15 protein-coding genes are annotated in these 14,914 nt (G+C 62.6%); 6 read left to right on the top strand and 9 right to left on the bottom strand.

The features are described 5' to 3' along the window. Positions 1-239: 239 nt before the first annotated feature. The 4 genes from AC52Q4_RS09995 to AC52Q4_RS09980 are packed head-to-tail and all read left to right on the top strand — an operon-like array spanning position 240 to position 4,289. Positions 240-935 carry a class I SAM-dependent methyltransferase gene (locus tag AC52Q4_RS09995; RefSeq protein ID WP_495536654.1) on the top strand — a complete coding sequence of 232 codons (696 nt, stop codon included), beginning with the start codon at positions 240-242 and terminating at the stop codon, positions 933-935. Between the two features lie 7 nt (positions 936-942). Then, the gene (locus tag AC52Q4_RS09990) at positions 943-2,073 is read left to right on the top strand and encodes a glycosyltransferase family 4 protein (protein WP_495536653.1); all 1,131 of its coding nucleotides are present in this window, start codon (positions 943-945) and stop codon (positions 2,071-2,073) included. After that, complete coding sequence (locus AC52Q4_RS09985; protein WP_495536652.1) at positions 2,070-3,287, top strand: carboxylate--amine ligase; 1,218 nt, start codon at positions 2,070-2,072, stop codon at positions 3,285-3,287. The genes AC52Q4_RS09990 and AC52Q4_RS09985 overlap by 4 nt, the downstream gene beginning before the upstream one ends. 39 nt (positions 3,288-3,326) lie before the next feature. After that, complete coding sequence (locus AC52Q4_RS09980) at positions 3,327-4,289, top strand: polysaccharide deacetylase family protein (protein WP_495536651.1); 963 nt, start codon at positions 3,327-3,329, stop codon at positions 4,287-4,289. Here AC52Q4_RS09980 and AC52Q4_RS09975 read toward each other — a convergent pair. The 5 genes from AC52Q4_RS09975 to AC52Q4_RS09955 all read right to left on the bottom strand — a co-directional run bounded on the left by AC52Q4_RS09975 (position 4,281) and on the right by AC52Q4_RS09955 (position 10,757). After that, positions 4,281-5,234, bottom strand: a complete 954-nt coding sequence (locus tag AC52Q4_RS09975) for an EpsG family protein (protein ID WP_495536655.1) — start codon at positions 5,232-5,234, stop codon at positions 4,281-4,283. The two genes, AC52Q4_RS09980 and AC52Q4_RS09975, sit on opposite strands and share 9 nt — an antisense overlap. Positions 5,235-5,406: 172 nt before the next feature. Continuing rightward, positions 5,407-6,765 (bottom strand): hypothetical protein, encoded by a 1,359-nt coding sequence (locus AC52Q4_RS09970; protein WP_495536650.1) that lies wholly within the window; start codon positions 6,763-6,765, stop codon positions 5,407-5,409. A 79-nt stretch (positions 6,766-6,844) separates the two neighbouring features. Then, positions 6,845-7,423, bottom strand: a complete 579-nt coding sequence (locus AC52Q4_RS09965) for a J domain-containing protein (RefSeq protein ID WP_495536649.1) — start codon at positions 7,421-7,423, stop codon at positions 6,845-6,847. A 38-nt stretch (positions 7,424-7,461) separates the two neighbouring features. Then, on the bottom strand, positions 7,462-9,804 hold the full coding sequence (locus tag AC52Q4_RS09960) for a GumC family protein (RefSeq protein ID WP_495536648.1): 2,343 nt from the start codon (positions 9,802-9,804) through the stop codon (positions 7,462-7,464). 137 nt (positions 9,805-9,941) lie between these two features. Beyond that, positions 9,942-10,757 (bottom strand): polysaccharide biosynthesis/export family protein, encoded by an 816-nt coding sequence (locus tag AC52Q4_RS09955; protein ID WP_495536647.1) that lies wholly within the window; start codon positions 10,755-10,757, stop codon positions 9,942-9,944. Between the two features lie 281 nt (positions 10,758-11,038). Between AC52Q4_RS09955 and AC52Q4_RS09950 the strand changes: the two genes are divergently transcribed. Continuing rightward, positions 11,039-12,127, top strand: coding sequence for a Fic family protein (locus AC52Q4_RS09950; RefSeq protein ID WP_495536646.1), 1,089 nt, complete (start codon positions 11,039-11,041; stop codon positions 12,125-12,127). Between the two features lie 127 nt (positions 12,128-12,254). Here AC52Q4_RS09950 and AC52Q4_RS09945 read toward each other — a convergent pair whose 3' ends face one another. Continuing rightward, positions 12,255-12,524, bottom strand: coding sequence for a hypothetical protein (locus AC52Q4_RS09945; protein WP_495536645.1), 270 nt, complete (start codon positions 12,522-12,524; stop codon positions 12,255-12,257). 121 nt (positions 12,525-12,645) lie between these two features. Further along, complete coding sequence (locus tag AC52Q4_RS09940) at positions 12,646-13,296, bottom strand: NAD(P)-dependent oxidoreductase (RefSeq protein WP_495536644.1); 651 nt, start codon at positions 13,294-13,296, stop codon at positions 12,646-12,648. Between the two features lie 182 nt (positions 13,297-13,478). On the opposite strand from AC52Q4_RS09940, the gene AC52Q4_RS09935 reads away from it, so the two are divergent. Next, positions 13,479-14,138 carry an SOUL family heme-binding protein gene (locus AC52Q4_RS09935; protein WP_495536643.1) on the top strand — a complete coding sequence of 220 codons (660 nt, stop codon included), beginning with the start codon at positions 13,479-13,481 and terminating at the stop codon, positions 14,136-14,138. Here the strand turns inward: AC52Q4_RS09935 and AC52Q4_RS09930 are convergent. Then, on the bottom strand, positions 14,113-14,409 hold the full coding sequence (locus AC52Q4_RS09930) for a hypothetical protein (RefSeq protein WP_495536642.1): 297 nt from the start codon (positions 14,407-14,409) through the stop codon (positions 14,113-14,115). The genes AC52Q4_RS09935 and AC52Q4_RS09930 overlap by 26 nt on opposite strands. A 180-nt stretch (positions 14,410-14,589) precedes the next feature. Then, positions 14,590-14,727 (bottom strand): hypothetical protein, encoded by a 138-nt coding sequence (locus AC52Q4_RS09925; protein WP_495536641.1) that lies wholly within the window; start codon positions 14,725-14,727, stop codon positions 14,590-14,592. Between the last annotated feature and the right edge of the window lie 187 nt (positions 14,728-14,914).

The raw sequence follows: 14,914 nt of genomic DNA, 5'->3' as shown, positions 1-14,914 counted from the left end.
GGCGTCCGCCTCGCGCAGGATCGCCACCATCTGCTCGTCCGTAAATCTGCTCTTGCGCATGCCTGCCTCCCGAATCAGAGACAGTCTCTCAAGTTATCCTTGGTCCGAAAAGTCGGAGGCAGGTCAGTCAGCCAAGAAAGAAAACCGGCATCGCAGTGTCGATATGCAAATGCATTTCTTGTGGCCTAAATTTTGCTCAACCGCTGCCCATTCCCAATTCAATTTCTGACCACTACGGAATGCCGCCAGAGAGCTATTGGAAGGACGCCTACTTCGAGGTGGACTCAAATTATTTTCAAAGACAGATTTCCGATGCCAAACAACTCTTGAAATTTGAGCGCGGGATGACCGCGCTGGACATTGGCGCCGGAATCGGAAAGGCGATGGTCGCCATGCAGAATGCTGGGTTTGAATCTTGGGGCATCGAACCATCGGAGCCGTTTTTGCAAAAGGCGACCGAGTTACACTCGATTGCCCGCGACCGCCTGCAACTGGCCTCTTTAGAAGAGGCTGAATTCGACAGCGACTCTTTTAATTTTATAACGTTCGGTGCTGTGCTAGAACACCTTTATAATCCAGCAGAAGCAATCGAACGAGCCCTTGGATGGTTGAAGCCAGGGGGAGTGGTACAGATTGAAGTTCCGTCATCAAACCACTTGATGCCCAAATTTATTAATCTATATTTTAGATTGGCTGGAACAAATTACGTGACTAATCTTAGCCCAATGCACCCGCCCTATCATTTGTATGCCTTCACACCAGATAGCTTCAGAGCACTCGGCGACAAAATCGGTTATGATATTGCTTATCACTATATTGAAGTGGCCTCGGTCCGACATGTTCCACACTTTATCCGCCCAATACTCCGGGGCTGGATGAGTGCACGTAAGACCGGCATGCAGTTGACCGTCTGGCTCCGCAAGCCAATGGCGTAGCGATAGCGTGAAAATCCTGTTCCTCACGCGTTACCCGTACGAGGGCGCGAGTAGCCGCTATCGCGTTTATCAGTACATCCCACATCTCGAGGCGCTTGGCATGGCATGCGACGTCGAAAGCTTCATGGACAGCCATATGTACGCCCTGAGTTTTGCCCCCGGCCGGACCCTGCGCAAGGTATTCGCCACGGTTGGGGCATCCCTGCGTCGGCTCCGCACCCTGAGGCGATGGCGCGACTACGACATCATCTACATGCAGCGCGAGTTGTTCCCGTTTGGCCCGCCCTGGATTGAAGGCTACCTGAAGGCGCGCGGCGCCAAGTTGGTGTTCGACTATGACGACGCGCTCTTCATCAAGAAACCCAGCCGCTACAATCTGCTCGCCACCTGGTTGCGGTCCGCCGAGAAGTCGTTCGAGCTCTTTCGCTTGTCCGACTGTGTCGTCGCCGGCAACGACTGGCTGCGCGACAAGGCCGCCGAGCAAGGGGCGCAGGCGGTCACCTTGGAGGTGGCCGAGGACACGGATCGTATTCGGATGCGCCCGCCCCATAGCAATGAAAATGGCGTCCTGATCGGCTGGCTGGGCTCGAACTCGACGGTCAAATATCTCCGTTTGGTCGCGCCCGTGCTGCGACGCATTTCCGAGCGCTATCCCGAGGTTCGCTTCGAGATCGTGGGGGGCGGTGATTTCGACCTGCCGGATCTGTCTGTCACGCACACCGCGTGGTCGCTCGAGAGCGAACTCGAGGCGCTGAGCCGCTTCGACATCGGTCTGATGCCGCTTCCGCCCGAGGAGTGGTCGCGCGGCAAGTCGGGGGGCAAGGCGCGCACCTACATGGCCGCCGGTGTTCCGCCCGTGTGCACGGGTATCGGATACAACCTGGAGCTGGTCGCGGATGGCCGGACCGGCCTTTTGTGTCAAACGCAGCGGGACTGGGAGCGCGCCCTTGGTGCCTTGGTCGAGGATCCAGGTCTTCGCCAACGCGTGGGCGAGGCCGCCCGGCAAGACGTGATCGAGCGCTTTTCCGTTGCCAAGCAGGCACTTCGCCTGTTCGAGATCCTTGCGGGCGTGGCACGGAAGACGCCGGATGGCGTGACCACGCGGGGCGCTCCGCCGTCATCGCGCGCGGCCGAATGAGCGGAAGCGATGGTGCCCCGCCTGCCGTGGTCCTGGGGCTCTCTCCGACGGGTCTCTATGCCGTGCGTGAACTGGGGCGCGCCGGGGTGCCGGTTCTCGGCGTCGCCAGCCAGCACCAGGCCGGCGAATACTCCCGATACCTGAGTTTTGGGCCCGGTGGCATCGTCGAGGCCGGTGAAGCGCGCCGGCTTGCGTGCCTCCGGGCCACGCTTGCGGAGACCCCCGGCAAGGCGGTCTTGATTCCGGCGTCCGACCAAGACATCGCCTTTCTCCTGAACCACGCCGACGCCCTGTCCGAGGTTGCGGTCTGGCAAGGCTCATACAGCAACGGCCTTGCGGCGGAGATCCTCGGCAAGGACAGTTTTTATGAACTCTGCCGGGCGCAAGACATCGCGTTCGCGCCTTACTGGAAGGCGCCCAAATCCGAGCTGAGGTCGCTCGCCGCCGAGGCCCGCTTTCCCTGCCTCATCAAGCCGACCCGCGTCGATGCCGTCAAATCGGCAATGGGCGGACGCAAGGGCTGGGTCGTCAAAAATTACACCGATTTCAATCACGCGATCTCACAGGTCCCGGACGGTGATACGTTGTGGTTGGTGCAGGAGATCGTGCCGGGCCCGGAATCCGAGATCACGCTCTACGCCGCCTATTTCAATTGCGAGGGCCAAGCGCAGCAGGCCTTCACCGCGCGCAAGTTGCGCCAGTACCCGCCCGGTTTCGGCTCTGCCTCCCTGGTGCAGAGCGCAGATGAGCCAGAGACGCGCGAGTTGAGCGAGCATCTTCTCAAATCGATGGGCTATCGCGGGATCGCCGCCACCGAATTCAAACGCGATCCACGCGATGGGCAACTGAAAATCATCGAATCCAATCCCCGGCCGTCGCTGTGGTTCAGCGTATCGACGGCGGCAGGCAAGCGGATCACGCTTGCGGCCTACCGCGATCTCACCGGCCAAGAGCCCCTTGACGATCCGCCGCAACGCCAAGGCGTTTCCTGGCGGTACGGGCCAAAGGACGCATACGCCGCCGCGTTTTACCGCGTCAGGCGCGAATTCGTGTTGCCGCCCCCCGAACTTGCTGCCTGGCGGCGGCCCGCCTGCAGCGTTTCAGCGGTTTTCTCCCGCGACGACCCGCGCCCGGCGTGGGGCGATTTTGCGAACCTCGGCCGCAAGTTCTGGGAGCGCCTCAGTCGTGTCAAGCGCAGGGCGAGGGAGAGGTGAATGTCGGGCATCCTGGTCATATCGCTCGATTTCGAACTCATGTGGGGCGTGCGCGACCACTCCACCGTCGCGAGCTATGGCGATGCGGTCCTCGGTGGCCGGAGAGCCATCCCGGAGGTGCTGCGGCTGTTTGAGGGGGGCGGCATACGGGCGACGTGGGCGACGGTTGGCCTCTTGTTTGCGCGCCATCGATCCGAAATGCTGGATTTCGCTCCCCGCCTGCGACCGGAATATGCAAGGCCCGAATATTCGCCCTATGCGGCCATCGAGAACGAGATTGGCGCGGATGAGCGTTCGGACCCTTTCCACTTCGGGCGGAGCCTCATTGAACGCATCTCCGAGACGGAGGGACAGGAAATCGCGACGCATACGTTCTCCCACTACTACACACTTGAGGATGGGCAGGCCCAAGAGGCGTTCGAAGCCGACCTCGATGCGGCCATTGCCATCGCCAAAGAGGCCGGGGTCACGCTTGGCAGTATCGTCTTCCCGCGCGACCAGATGGGCGATGAGCACGTGAGCGCGTGCGCAACACGGGGAATTCTCGCCTACCGCGGCAACCCCGATACGTTTACATATCGGACGCGCAGCAAGGGGGAGATCTCGACGGCCGTGCGGGCAGCCCGGCTGTTGGACAGCGTCGTGCCCATCGAAGGCCAGCACGGCTATGCCATGACGTCTGCCGAGATGGGTGTCAGCAATGTCCCTTCAAGCCGCTTCCTTCGGCCCTACAGGCCCAGGGCGCCCCAGTATTCCAAGCTCCATTTGAGGCGGATCAAGCGGGAGATGACGTCGGCGGCGCGCAAGGACCACCTTTACCACCTCTGGTGGCACCCCCATAATTTCGGGCGCAATGTCGCGCACAATCTCCATCAGCTCGCGACCGTGATTGACCATTTCCGGCACCTGCGCGATGCCTGTGGCATGGAGAGTGTGTCGATGGCCAAAGTGCAGCAACGCGGCCTCACGGCTTCGATGGAAGGGCCGCGGATCTCAGAATAGGTAGCTGTCATAGGGCATGTAGCAGAGCCGCGCGTGGCGGGAGGTTCCGAACCACACGACCATGTAGGCCAGGTAGACGATATAAGGACCCAGCTCCAGCAGCGGGTCCTTTTTTCCTTTCAGCATCATACGCGGCAAGCGGACGAGCATCAGGAGCTGAACCGGCATGATGTAGTAGTTGATGCGGTGCGACGCCGTGGTCGAGACAAGGAAAACCAACACGAGAACAAACGAGAATATGGAGAAGGCCCGCATCAGCTCAAAATCGTCAGGATAATATTTTTTGTAATTTTGGCGGTATAGCTCAAAAAAGACAGCCGTGATAAGCGTAAGAAGCACCCGGTATATTGCGCCTGCGGATTCCGAATCTCCCTCGATGTAGCGGGTCTGATACGTGTCCAGGCGTTCGCCAGCCATGAAGGCGGCAAAAGGCGCAATCACCAGTGTCGCCGCCGTAAGCCTCATGAGCGAGACCTGCCGCCCCACCAGGAGTACCATGGGTGCAAACACCACGGCGCTGGAGTGAAACAGAGTGGCCAAGACGATCCAGGCCAACATTTGCAACCGCCGTCGATCGACGAACGCGTTCCACGCAAACAGCAAAAAAGCCACGGCAAGAGCCTGCCGGAGACCGGACATAGAAAGCTGAATAATCAGTATTGGAAAAAAGAGAGCGAGCAGAGCGACGCTGTTCTCACGGCGGAGCGCAAATTTGGTCACCGCATAAAAAAATATGGCCGAACAAGCAACATTCAGCCACATGTACTCAAGTCCGAGCCATATGATGATTTTGTTGAGTAGCGCAAAGCCGGGCTCGGAAAAAAGCGACATGTAGTCAATTGAATCGGCTTTGTAGAGCTCGAACCGGTTCAGGTAGCCGCTGAAATCGCACCCGGTCCACTCTCTCATTCCTACGAACAGGAACAAGAAAAAGACACACAGCATAAAAACAAGCGTCCGCGTTCGCGTCGCAACCGCAAAAAAGTGAGACACAACCAGAAATGAATACGTTGCCAAGTATGTCATCTATGGAGCTGAGTCTCTGTGATTTTGAACTGTGGGCAAAAACATATATCTGAAATCAAAGATGGAAATTCGTCTGGCAAAATTTTTCGTCTTATAAAGGTGCTCTGCGTGCGATCATGTCATCATACCAAACCTCCCCTGACACCTTCGCTTCGCTGGCGAATCGTGCGGTGCTCTCGAGCCGCAGGACCTGGGCCGGGCATGCGGCCGGCACCTCGACCGGGACCGCGAAATCCTGCCACGCGCCGCCCGTTTCGATGACCGGCGCGCTCGCCGCCAGACGTTCGTTCTTTCCCGCACAATAGAGCCGCCACGCCAGCCCGCGCTCGGCCTTGAGGTCGGCGCGGACGCGGCCGGTGAGTTCATAGCGGCCCGGGGGGAGCAGCAGCATCTGCTGGGTGTGCTTATACGAGACCCGGCCGCCGGTGAACTCGAGAAAGAGGGCCCGCCCGCCGCGTGTCCCGGTCAGCTCCACGATCTCGGTGAAGGCGCCGTCGGCCGGCCTGATCTGCCAGTCAAACGGCAGGCCGCCGGGCTCGGTGGCAAAGCCGCCGTTGTAGGGAAAGCGCACGCGCGCCATTTCCCCGGGGGGCAGGAACTGCAGCCAGGTGTAGTAGGCGAGCTGGTATTGCCCGTGGCGCATCAGCAGGGCGATGTAGCGCTCCAGTTCGGACGCCTCCAGGTTCAGGCCGGCCCCCTTGAGGGCCAGTATGATCTGCAGCGGCGTGCGCAGGTCGGTGACGTGGTTCGGCAGCGCACGCAGAATGCGGGGCCGCCAGTCCGGGTTGTCGCGGATGATCTCCACCAGCGCCTCGATGCCGCCGGGCGCATTGGCGAGGACGGCGATGTTGGAGACAAGGTAGCGGGCCACCTGCCGGCTTATAGCGCTGCCGGCGCCCATGGTGGCGCTGGCGAGATGCAGGGCGCGCTCGAAGCGCCCGGCCTCGACGTCCTGGCGCAGCAGCCAGAAGAGCGCAAAGCTCTCGCGGATCGAGAGGTCGGCCGCGAGGGTCATCATGCGCGAGGTGTCGGTGGCGTTTCCCGCCGCCTCGTGAAGCTGGCCGAGGATGCGGAGGCCGCGCGGGTTGAGCGGCTCGGCCTCGAGCGCCGTGCGCGTCCAGGTTGCGATCCGGCGCGCGGCCCGGGGCGAGACGTCCGGTCGCGCGGGCGGGTCGACGCCTTCGGTTTCCGCGGCGCCGGCGACCTGCCTCAGCCAGGCGGCGTTCAGGGCCTGGTCAGCCTTTTCCAGGAGCGCCGGGGCGTTGTCACCGCGGAACGCGAGGGCCACCTCCGGCGCCACCTTGCCCAGGTAAGCGGCGAGGCTGGTGTGGGCGACCTGCCACGCCAGCACCAGTGCCACAAGGCCGATGAGGCCGAGCCGCAGCATCGTGCTGCGTGCCTTGGGCGCCTGATGTGCTGCGTACCGGGGTTCCGCCGTATCGGACGTCATATGGCCTCCCGCGAGAGGACAACGCGCTTGACGCCAATGCGTGCCCGGAGCAGGGGATCGCGGATTTGCATCGGCACGCTCATCGCGCCCGCCCCCTGAAGAGCCGCGACAGCGCCATGTAGAGATAATCACCCACCGGCATGCGCGGCCTCGGCCGCCGTGCTGCGCCCGCCCGCCTCTGCGCGGGCGTTTTTTGTTTCCGCGCTACGGCTTGCGATATGTCTGGCCGGACATCTCCGTTGGGGCGGGGGGGTGTTTGCGCCTGCGTGCGGGCATAGGCCGCCCGGCTCTTTTCGGACTTGAGGGTGTCCCACGCCGCCACCACGCGCCCGAAGAAGACCGACTGCCGGCCGCCCTCGTCGCGGTCGGGGTGCAGCCAGCGCATCAGCAGCGAGAAGTTGTGCCTCAGATCCTCGCGGGCGGCGCCGGGCGCGGCGCCCAGGACGCGGTAGTGGTCGGCGTCGGGGTTCAGCATCACCTGCTGGATGAAGAACACCGCCGCCTCGCGGATCGTCCGGATGTCCCGGTTGATGAGGCGGACGGCCTCGCCCTCGGCCTCTTCATCGCCCGCGGCGATGCGCAAAAGGAGGTCGATGCCGTCGGGCAGCGGGCTTGCCCTGAGGCCGAGGCCGAGCGAGGGCACGTGCACCAGGTCCACCGCCAGTCTCAATGCCTCGTCCCGCCCCCCGCTCATCCTCAGGCCTCGCGTTGCGGCCCGAGGCGCTCGGGCGGACCTGAGCCGGGATCAGCGGTGACGGCGGGGCCGTAAGAATAGGGATCAGGACCGTAGCCGTAGCCATATCCATAGCCGTACCCATACCCATAACCGTAGCCATAGCCCGCCCCCTGGGGACGGAAGCGGGTCAGGACGACGCCGACGACGCGCCCGCGGGCGAACTGCAGCCGCCGCACGGCGCCCCGCACCATGCCCGTCCGCGCGTTGCCGGCCTGGGCGACGAAGACCGTGCCCTCCGCCGCACTCGCCAGGAGCGGCGCATCGGCCAGGCCCATCACGGGCGGCCCGTCGAGGACGATGAGGTCGAACACCTCCGAGCCGATCGAGAGCAGGGAGTGCATCTGGGCGCTGGCCAGCAGATCGGCCGGGTTCGGCGGCAGCGGCCCCGAGGTGATGCAGGCGAGGTTGGCCAGCCCCGAGCGCTGGAAGACGTCGGGCGGCTGCACGCTCCCCGAGAGATAGTGCGAGAGGCCGGCGCTGTTGTCGAGGCCGAGTTTCTTGTGCAGCGAGGCGTTGCGCAAGTCGCAGTCGACCAGGAGCACCTTGAGGCCCATGGTCGCGAAGTGCCGCGCCACGGCGATCGCCGTCGTCGACTTGCCCTCGCCCGGCATCGTGCTGGTGAAGAGCACCGTCTTGGGGTAGCCGTGCTCGGTCGAGAACTGGAGTGCGGTGGCCAGCGAGCGGTGCGCCTCGGCGATCGATGATTGCGGGTTAGCCAGCGCCTCGTGAAGCTCCCCCTCGTCGGAAATGCGCGGCGTGATGCCCAGGATCGGCAGGCCTGTCGCCGTCTCCAGGTCCTCGGGGGCATTGATCACGTCGTCGAAGTGCTCCGCCAGGATGGCCGTGACGAGCCCCAGGCCCATGGCGATCACCAGGCCGATGGCCAGGTTGAGTTTCAGGTTGGGCGAGGAGGGCGAGCCCGGTGTGCGCGCCTGCTCGATGATGAAGATGTTGTTGAGGCCGGATCCCCCCGCGACGCTGACCTGCTTCTCGCGCTCCAGGAGGCCCTCGTAGAGCTTGCGATTGGTGTCGACCTCGCGCCTCAGCATGTTGTATTCGATGCTGCGCTTCTGGTGCGAGAGGAGCTGGGTCTTGAGCGTCTCGACCTTCTCGCGGACCTTGGCCTCCTGCGAAACGGAGAGCTCGTAGGCGGCCTTCAGGGATTCCTTGATGGCCTGCACCTCGGCCCGCATCTGCCGATCGAGCTCCTCAATGCGCTTGCGCAACTCGACCATCGCCGGGTAGCCCGGCTTGAAGGTGTTGAGCTTGTCCTGGTACTCGGCGACAAGCTCGTTCCGCCTCGAGCGAAGCGCCTCGATGACGCCGCTGGAGCGGATCTGCGGGAAATTGAGGGCGCTGGCATCCTTGACCTGCAGCCAGAGCTGCTCGTTCTTGATGCGCTCGCTGGTGAGCGCGTTCAGCTCGGAGTTGGCCTGCGCGAGGTTGTTCTCGGCGATCGATCCCTTGTCGGAGGACGAGGCGACGATCTGGCGCTGCTCGGCGAAGGCCAGCAGCGCCTTCTCCGAACCCTCGAGCTTGGCCTTGAGTTGCTTGATCTGGTCCTTCAGGAATGCCTGGGCATCGGCCGAGGCGCCGAAGCGGCGATCGAGATTGGAATTCTTGAAGGCGTCTGCAGCGGCATTGGCGACGCTCGCCGCACGTGCCGGTTTGGTGTCGGTATAACTGATATCGACCAGCCGCGAGCCGCGCACCTGGCTGACGCTTACACCGGACGCCACGCGCCCCGCCGCGGCGCGCGCTTTTCTTTGGCGCTCTTGAGAAGAGAGGGGCTGGGCTCCGTCGTCGCTGCCGCCCGAACTCAACACCGAGCGCACGAGCCCGCCGATGGAGGCGCTGCGCCGCCTGAGGAAGTCCTGATCCTTCCATAGATCGAGGTCGTCCACCACGCGGGAGGCCAGCGATCGGCTCTTGAGCAACTCGAGCTGGGTGCGCAGGTAGTCCTGGCCCTGGTTGACCGCCAAGTCGCCGCCCTCCACGAGGTCGGTCATCGCGGGGTCGATCTGCAGGCGCACCGATGCACGATACAGCGGCGTCTGCAGGAGCGTCCACAAGAGCGCCAGCGCGAGGCCGACACTGGCCGCGCCAATAATAATCCAGCGCCGTTTGACGAGGATCCGCCAGTAATCGAAGATGCTGAGCTCGCCCTCGCCGTTCGGCGCGGTGGCGTAGCCGGGCTGCACGCCGGGCGATCCGAGCTGGGTCGACGGCGGCGCGCCATTGGCCACCACCAGATTGCCGTTATGGGGATGTCCGTTCGGTCCGTATCCCGCGTGATCGGTCATGTCGAACGCTGCGTTCCTTCCGCAGGCGGTGAGCCCGGTCTGCCCGATGGCCCGGAATGTTCAAGGGGCGACGCCATCCGCGGGGGCCCTCCGCCGCGCGCTCCACTCCATACCGGGGCCCGGTTCAGCCCGTCGCCTCAGAGAAATGTGAAAAGCCCCAGCAGAGGCATCACATTCTTGACTTCGGAGAGCGTCGATTTGATGGCGGATTTGCCCACGACGATCATATCGCCGCGCTTGATCTCGGGATCCTTGGCCGTGCCGGCGCGGATGTCGGCGACGTTGAACGTGCCGTAGTGCCGTTTGCCGTCGACGGTGCGGAACACGGCGACGTCGTCATCCGCCGTCTCGGTGATGCCGCCGGCCATGGCCAGCGCCTGCAAAAGCGAATTCCGCCCCCGCAGCGCGAAAAGGCCCGGCTTGCCGACGTCGCCGTCGACCGTGAACATCTGGCTGTTGTAGGATTTCACGTAGACCGAGACGCGCGGGTTCTGCAGGTAGTCGCGACCGAGCCGCGTCTCGAGTTCGGCCTGAAGCTCCTTGGAGGTCTTGCCGGCCGCCGGCACGGTGCCCAGAAGCGGGTAGTCGATGGTGCCGTCGCCGGTGATCTCGAAAGACCGCGACAGCTCGGCGACGTTGTAGACCTGGATGTCCACCTGATCGCGCGGGCCGAGGCGGTAGTTTGACGTCTCCGCCTGCGCGTCGGCGGCCTGAAAGACATTCTCAGCGGGTCTGCGGGCCTGCGAAGCTGATGCTGCAGGCGCTTCAAAGCCTTGGCCCTTTCCCGCGTGCGCCGAGGTGTGGCGCGCTGAGCCCTGCGTGTCGGCCGCCGTCAGGCCGACGACATCGCTCGGCGGCGCGCTGCTGCATGCCGCGAGAAAGGCCGCGCATGTCCATGTGATAGCCACGCCCCGCAGTGTGCGCACGAGCATCGTCATCAGATCTTTCCCCACTTGCCCCCCGAAATTCGAGCAGGCGCATTTCGCTTTAAGGTAAATCATAGCATTTGTGCGGCGCCGAACCAAGCATTCCCGAGGGTTGTGGATGGTGTTTGCACGGTCCATCGAGGGGCCGTTCCGGGGGTGCTGGTTTCAACCGGGCCCGGCAAACGGTGCCACCATGGCAACGCCAGCGCGCCGGCCCCTCCACCGACACCGCCCCCAACCCCCGCCTGGGACGATACATTGAGACGCCCGTCGCGGGTGAGACCGTGCGCGCCTTCGTGCCGCCGCCCATGCCACCCGATCCTCCGATCGATGTGCTGGGCCTGCTCGACCGCCTCAGCCTCGCGGAACGGGCGCTTGGCCGTCTCGATGGGATCACCATGCTCCTGCCGCGTCAGGAGCTGTTCCTCTACATGTATGTGCGCAAGGTGGCCGTACTTTCCTCCCAGATCGAAGGCACCCAGTCGACGCTGTCCGATCTTCTGCGCTTTGAGACCGAGGCGCAGGCGGGCGAGCCGATCGACGACATCCGCGAGGTGTCGAACTATGTCGATGCCATGATGCATGGCCTCCAGTGGCTCGAGACCCTGCCCTTGTCGCTGCGCCTTATCCGCGAGATGCACGGGCGGCTCCTGCAAAGCGGCCGCGGCGAGACCAAGACCCCGGGCGAATTCCGCAGGACCCAGAACTGGATCGGTGGCAGCCGTCCGGGCACTGCGCTCTTCGTGCCGCCACCAGTCAGTGAGTTGGAGGTATGCCTTGATAACCTGGAGCGCTTCTTTCACATTGAGACCTCGCACCTGCCTGCGCTCATCCGGGCCGGACTGATCCATGTCCAGTTCGAGACAATCCACCCGTTCCTCGATGGCAATGGTCGGATCGGGCGGTTGCTCGTGACGCTCTATCTCTGCGTCCATGGCGTCCCGCGAAGCCCATTGCTCTACCTCAGCCTCTACCTCAAGACCCATCGAACCGAGTATTATCGGCTGCTGCAGGATGTGCGCGAGAAGGGCGACTGGGAGGCTTGGCTCGAATTTTTCCTTACCGGTGTGGCCGAAACCGCGAACCAGGCCTTCGATGCGGCCACCCGGATCGTGGACCTTTTCAAGGAGGACCGAGAGCGGATCACCTCGAACAGCGCCCGGGCCGGGTCGGCCCTGCGCGTCCACGACTGGTTTCAGCAGGCACCGTTCCTGAGTTCGACACAACTGGTGGCGCGTACCGGGCTTACCGCACCGACCGTGAACGCAGCGCTGGCTGATCTTGAGCGTCTCGCCATCATCGAGGAGATCACGGGACGAAAGCGGGGCCGAGTATATCGCTACGCGCGGTATCTCGACATCCTGAGCGAAGGGACGGAGCCTCTTGGGCCGGCCTGACACGCTTGGCGTTTCAACAGGGGGAGCCGGACTTTCGCTGCTTTTACGACGAATGACTGCGGCGCGCCCATTTTGGCAGGATCGCCGAACTGAACCGAATACATTCGTGCGCGCCAAGCGGCTCAGGTCAGCCCCAACCGTGATCGCAGATGTTGGCGCGGTGAACCGGCACCGCACCAATGCCGGTTTGGATACGTCGTTCCGGGCGGTGACCATGACGGACAATGCGCTGGTGACCATCCGGCGTTTGCAGCTCGGCGTATTGTTCCAGAAACACGTCGACCTCGGCCTCAATGGCCTTGGCCAGAAGTTGGCGAGCACCGTTGCGCAAAACATCGGTGAGCGGGTCGCTGATTGCCTCTGGTTGACGTAGCGCAATGACTGTATCGTTAGGCACAGGCGTATCGCTCCTTTAAGGAGTTCATGGCTGGTCTCAACAACCGCCACGATACGCCGCCTCAATCAGATTCTGCCATCACCCAGTTTCGGCCATAGCTCCTTGCTCCAAGTCACGGACGTCAAAGGGGACAACGGATGATCACGGGCTTTTCGCGGTTCAACGCCCCGGCTTCAATACGTTGGACGATAAAACTGGCAACATCAGCCCGTGAGATGATCCCATTACGCCACTCGGACGGCTCTGTGAGAACGCGATATTTGCCGCTTGCCGAGCCGCTGGTGAGTACACCAGGGCGAACAATCAGCCAGTCGAGGTCGCTCGCCTCGATGAGCTCTTCCTGAACCGACTTGTCATCGTAGGCCCGCTTCAAGAGCATATTAAAGGGCAGTCGCTGCAGGACATTGATGCTCGCATTGCTGTCACCGGCTCCAAATCCAGTCACGCTCACGAACTTGTGCACGCCGGCCGTCTTCATTTCCGGGAGCAGCACGCGCGTTGCCTCGGAAAAGAGGGTCACGGGCTTCAGGACAAGATCGATTGAGGGCGGCACGCCGAGGGCTTGAACGACGACGTCGATCCCGTCGAGGGCGCGTGCAACGTCTGCGGCAATCACAGCATCGCCCTTCATCGCCTCGCAATGCGCGCCGGCCCCTTCCGGCATCTTGCCGCTGCGCGACATGGCGCGAACCGTATGCCCTTTCGCCGTCGCGACTCGGCAAACAGCCCGCCCAATGCCGCGACTTCCTCCGATAACGAGTATGTGTGCCAATGGACGTCCTTCATGCTGACCAATGTCAATGGCTCCATACGACCAAGCCGAGGAACGCGATCACAATCGACCCCTCCGGATCATCTCTCGACTGACCACAGTCGCATAACAACAGGCTCGGCCAAGCCCAATATGTTCGTGCATTCGGAAAAAACTCCTGTATTCAGGAGAGCCACATCAGTATGGAACGTAAAGGCCAAGCCATGTCATTGAAAGGATCCAGGATCTTGTGGGGTCTCGCAGGGTTGGTCCTGATCCTGGCCATGGCCGCCGGGCCGATCATGAGCATGGTTGAACAGCCTGAATACAAGGTCGTGAGGTCCAATGGCGCGATCGAGGTGCGCGAGTATGGCTCGATGATCGCGGCAGAGGTCGAGGTTGACGATGAGCGACAGCCGGCAATCAATGAAGGGTTCCGCCTGATCGCAGCCTACATCTTCGGCGCCAACAAGCCGAACGCCGAGATTGAGATGACCGCGCCAGTACAACAGCAGCGCGAGCAGACCATCGCCATGACGGCACCGGTCACCCAGCAGGGCGATGGCGGGACCTGGACGGTGCGGTTTATTATGCCGAAGAGCTGGAGCATGGATACTTTGCCGGTGCCCAACGACGCTCGCGTCAAGCTGGTCCCGGTGCCGGCCAAGCGGATGGTCGCCATCCGTTTCTCTTGGCGCGCGACGGACAGCCTAATCGCCCAGAAGACGCGAGAGCTTCGTAAGTACGTGCGCGACGAGAAGCTGATCACCGCCGGAGAACCCTTGCTCGCCTTCTACAATCCGCCATGGACGCTGCCGTTCCTGCGCAGAAACGAAATCATGCTCGAGCTTGCCGGGACATAGTGTAGGTGGAGGGGAAAACACCTGCATCGGTAAGGACATCGAGGCGCCCCACCGGACGGCCCAGCCGGGCAAATAGGGAATTGCGGCCGTAACGGCTGATGGGCTCGTTGTTGTAATTGCCGACGCTCGCCTCAAGCTCGGTGCCGTACTGTTTCTGGCTGAGCACAATCTTGCCGAAGTCTTCGCGGGCGAAGCCGATCACCTCCTGAGCCTGCACCTTGGCGAGCCCCAGCATGAATGCCATCGCCGCACACAAAACCCGCCCCGGCATCACGCCCCTCCGGATCCTCAAGCACCACCGGGTCGAATGATAGCGTGAATGGATATGAATCGCCATAAGGCGGGGCGTGATGCGCCACACAGAATGGTCCCATGCTCTGCCGTGATGTCTCGTGTCATTGCCGCGGAAAGCGGAACTCTTTTGCGCTGCTACACGCGTGCTCTTGCTCCGTCACCATTCGGTTTCAGTCGTATGCCGGAATTTCAGTGCGCGCCCTTGCATCGTGCCCATGGCGCCGACGAATGCGGCCAGCGGCAGGGCGGCGATTATGCCATCGAGTTGGGTCAGCCACAGACGACGAACATCCATATGAATCTCACCGTTCGCACAAAACGGAATCTCAAATCGGACTTCTATGTTAGCCCGCCTTATTCACCGGCCCAGCTGATTTAGGGTGACGGATGTGGCATAAGGCGCTGATATGTCGTAGGATTTGGTTATCACGGCCAGTCCTGCGAATCAGATCCCGCGAGCCACACCCGCCATGTCCGATGAT

It is taken from the genome of Nitrococcus sp., assembly GCF_059432795.1.
Note: the sequence above shows the minus strand (reverse complement) of the source record. Positions and strands in the feature narration are given on the sequence as shown.

What these genes read in the sequence shown, in the direction of transcription:
- AC52Q4_RS09960 (WP_495536648.1), bottom strand. Translation starts at nt 9,804, where the DNA reads ATGACCGATCACGCGGGATACGGACCGAACGGACATCCCCATAACGGC.
- AC52Q4_RS09930 (WP_495536642.1), bottom strand. Translation starts at nt 14,409, where the DNA reads ATGCCGGGGCGGGTTTTGTGTGCGGCGATGGCATTCATGCTGGGGCTC.
- AC52Q4_RS09925 (WP_495536641.1), bottom strand. Translation starts at nt 14,727, where the DNA reads ATGGATGTTCGTCGTCTGTGGCTGACCCAACTCGATGGCATAATCGCC.
- AC52Q4_RS09950 (WP_495536646.1), top strand. Translation starts at nt 11,039, where the DNA reads ATGCCACCCGATCCTCCGATCGATGTGCTGGGCCTGCTCGACCGCCTC.
- AC52Q4_RS09975 (WP_495536655.1), bottom strand. Translation starts at nt 5,234, where the DNA reads ATGCTGTGTGTCTTTTTCTTGTTCCTGTTCGTAGGAATGAGAGAGTGG.
- AC52Q4_RS09970 (WP_495536650.1), bottom strand. Translation starts at nt 6,765, where the DNA reads ATGACGTCCGATACGGCGGAACCCCGGTACGCAGCACATCAGGCGCCC.
- AC52Q4_RS09985 (WP_495536652.1), top strand. Translation starts at nt 2,070, where the DNA reads ATGAGCGGAAGCGATGGTGCCCCGCCTGCCGTGGTCCTGGGGCTCTCT.
- AC52Q4_RS09980 (WP_495536651.1), top strand. Translation starts at nt 3,327, where the DNA reads ATGTGGGGCGTGCGCGACCACTCCACCGTCGCGAGCTATGGCGATGCG.
- AC52Q4_RS09995 (WP_495536654.1), top strand. Translation starts at nt 240, where the DNA reads ATGCCGCCAGAGAGCTATTGGAAGGACGCCTACTTCGAGGTGGACTCA.
- AC52Q4_RS09935 (WP_495536643.1), top strand. Translation starts at nt 13,479, where the DNA reads ATGGAACGTAAAGGCCAAGCCATGTCATTGAAAGGATCCAGGATCTTG.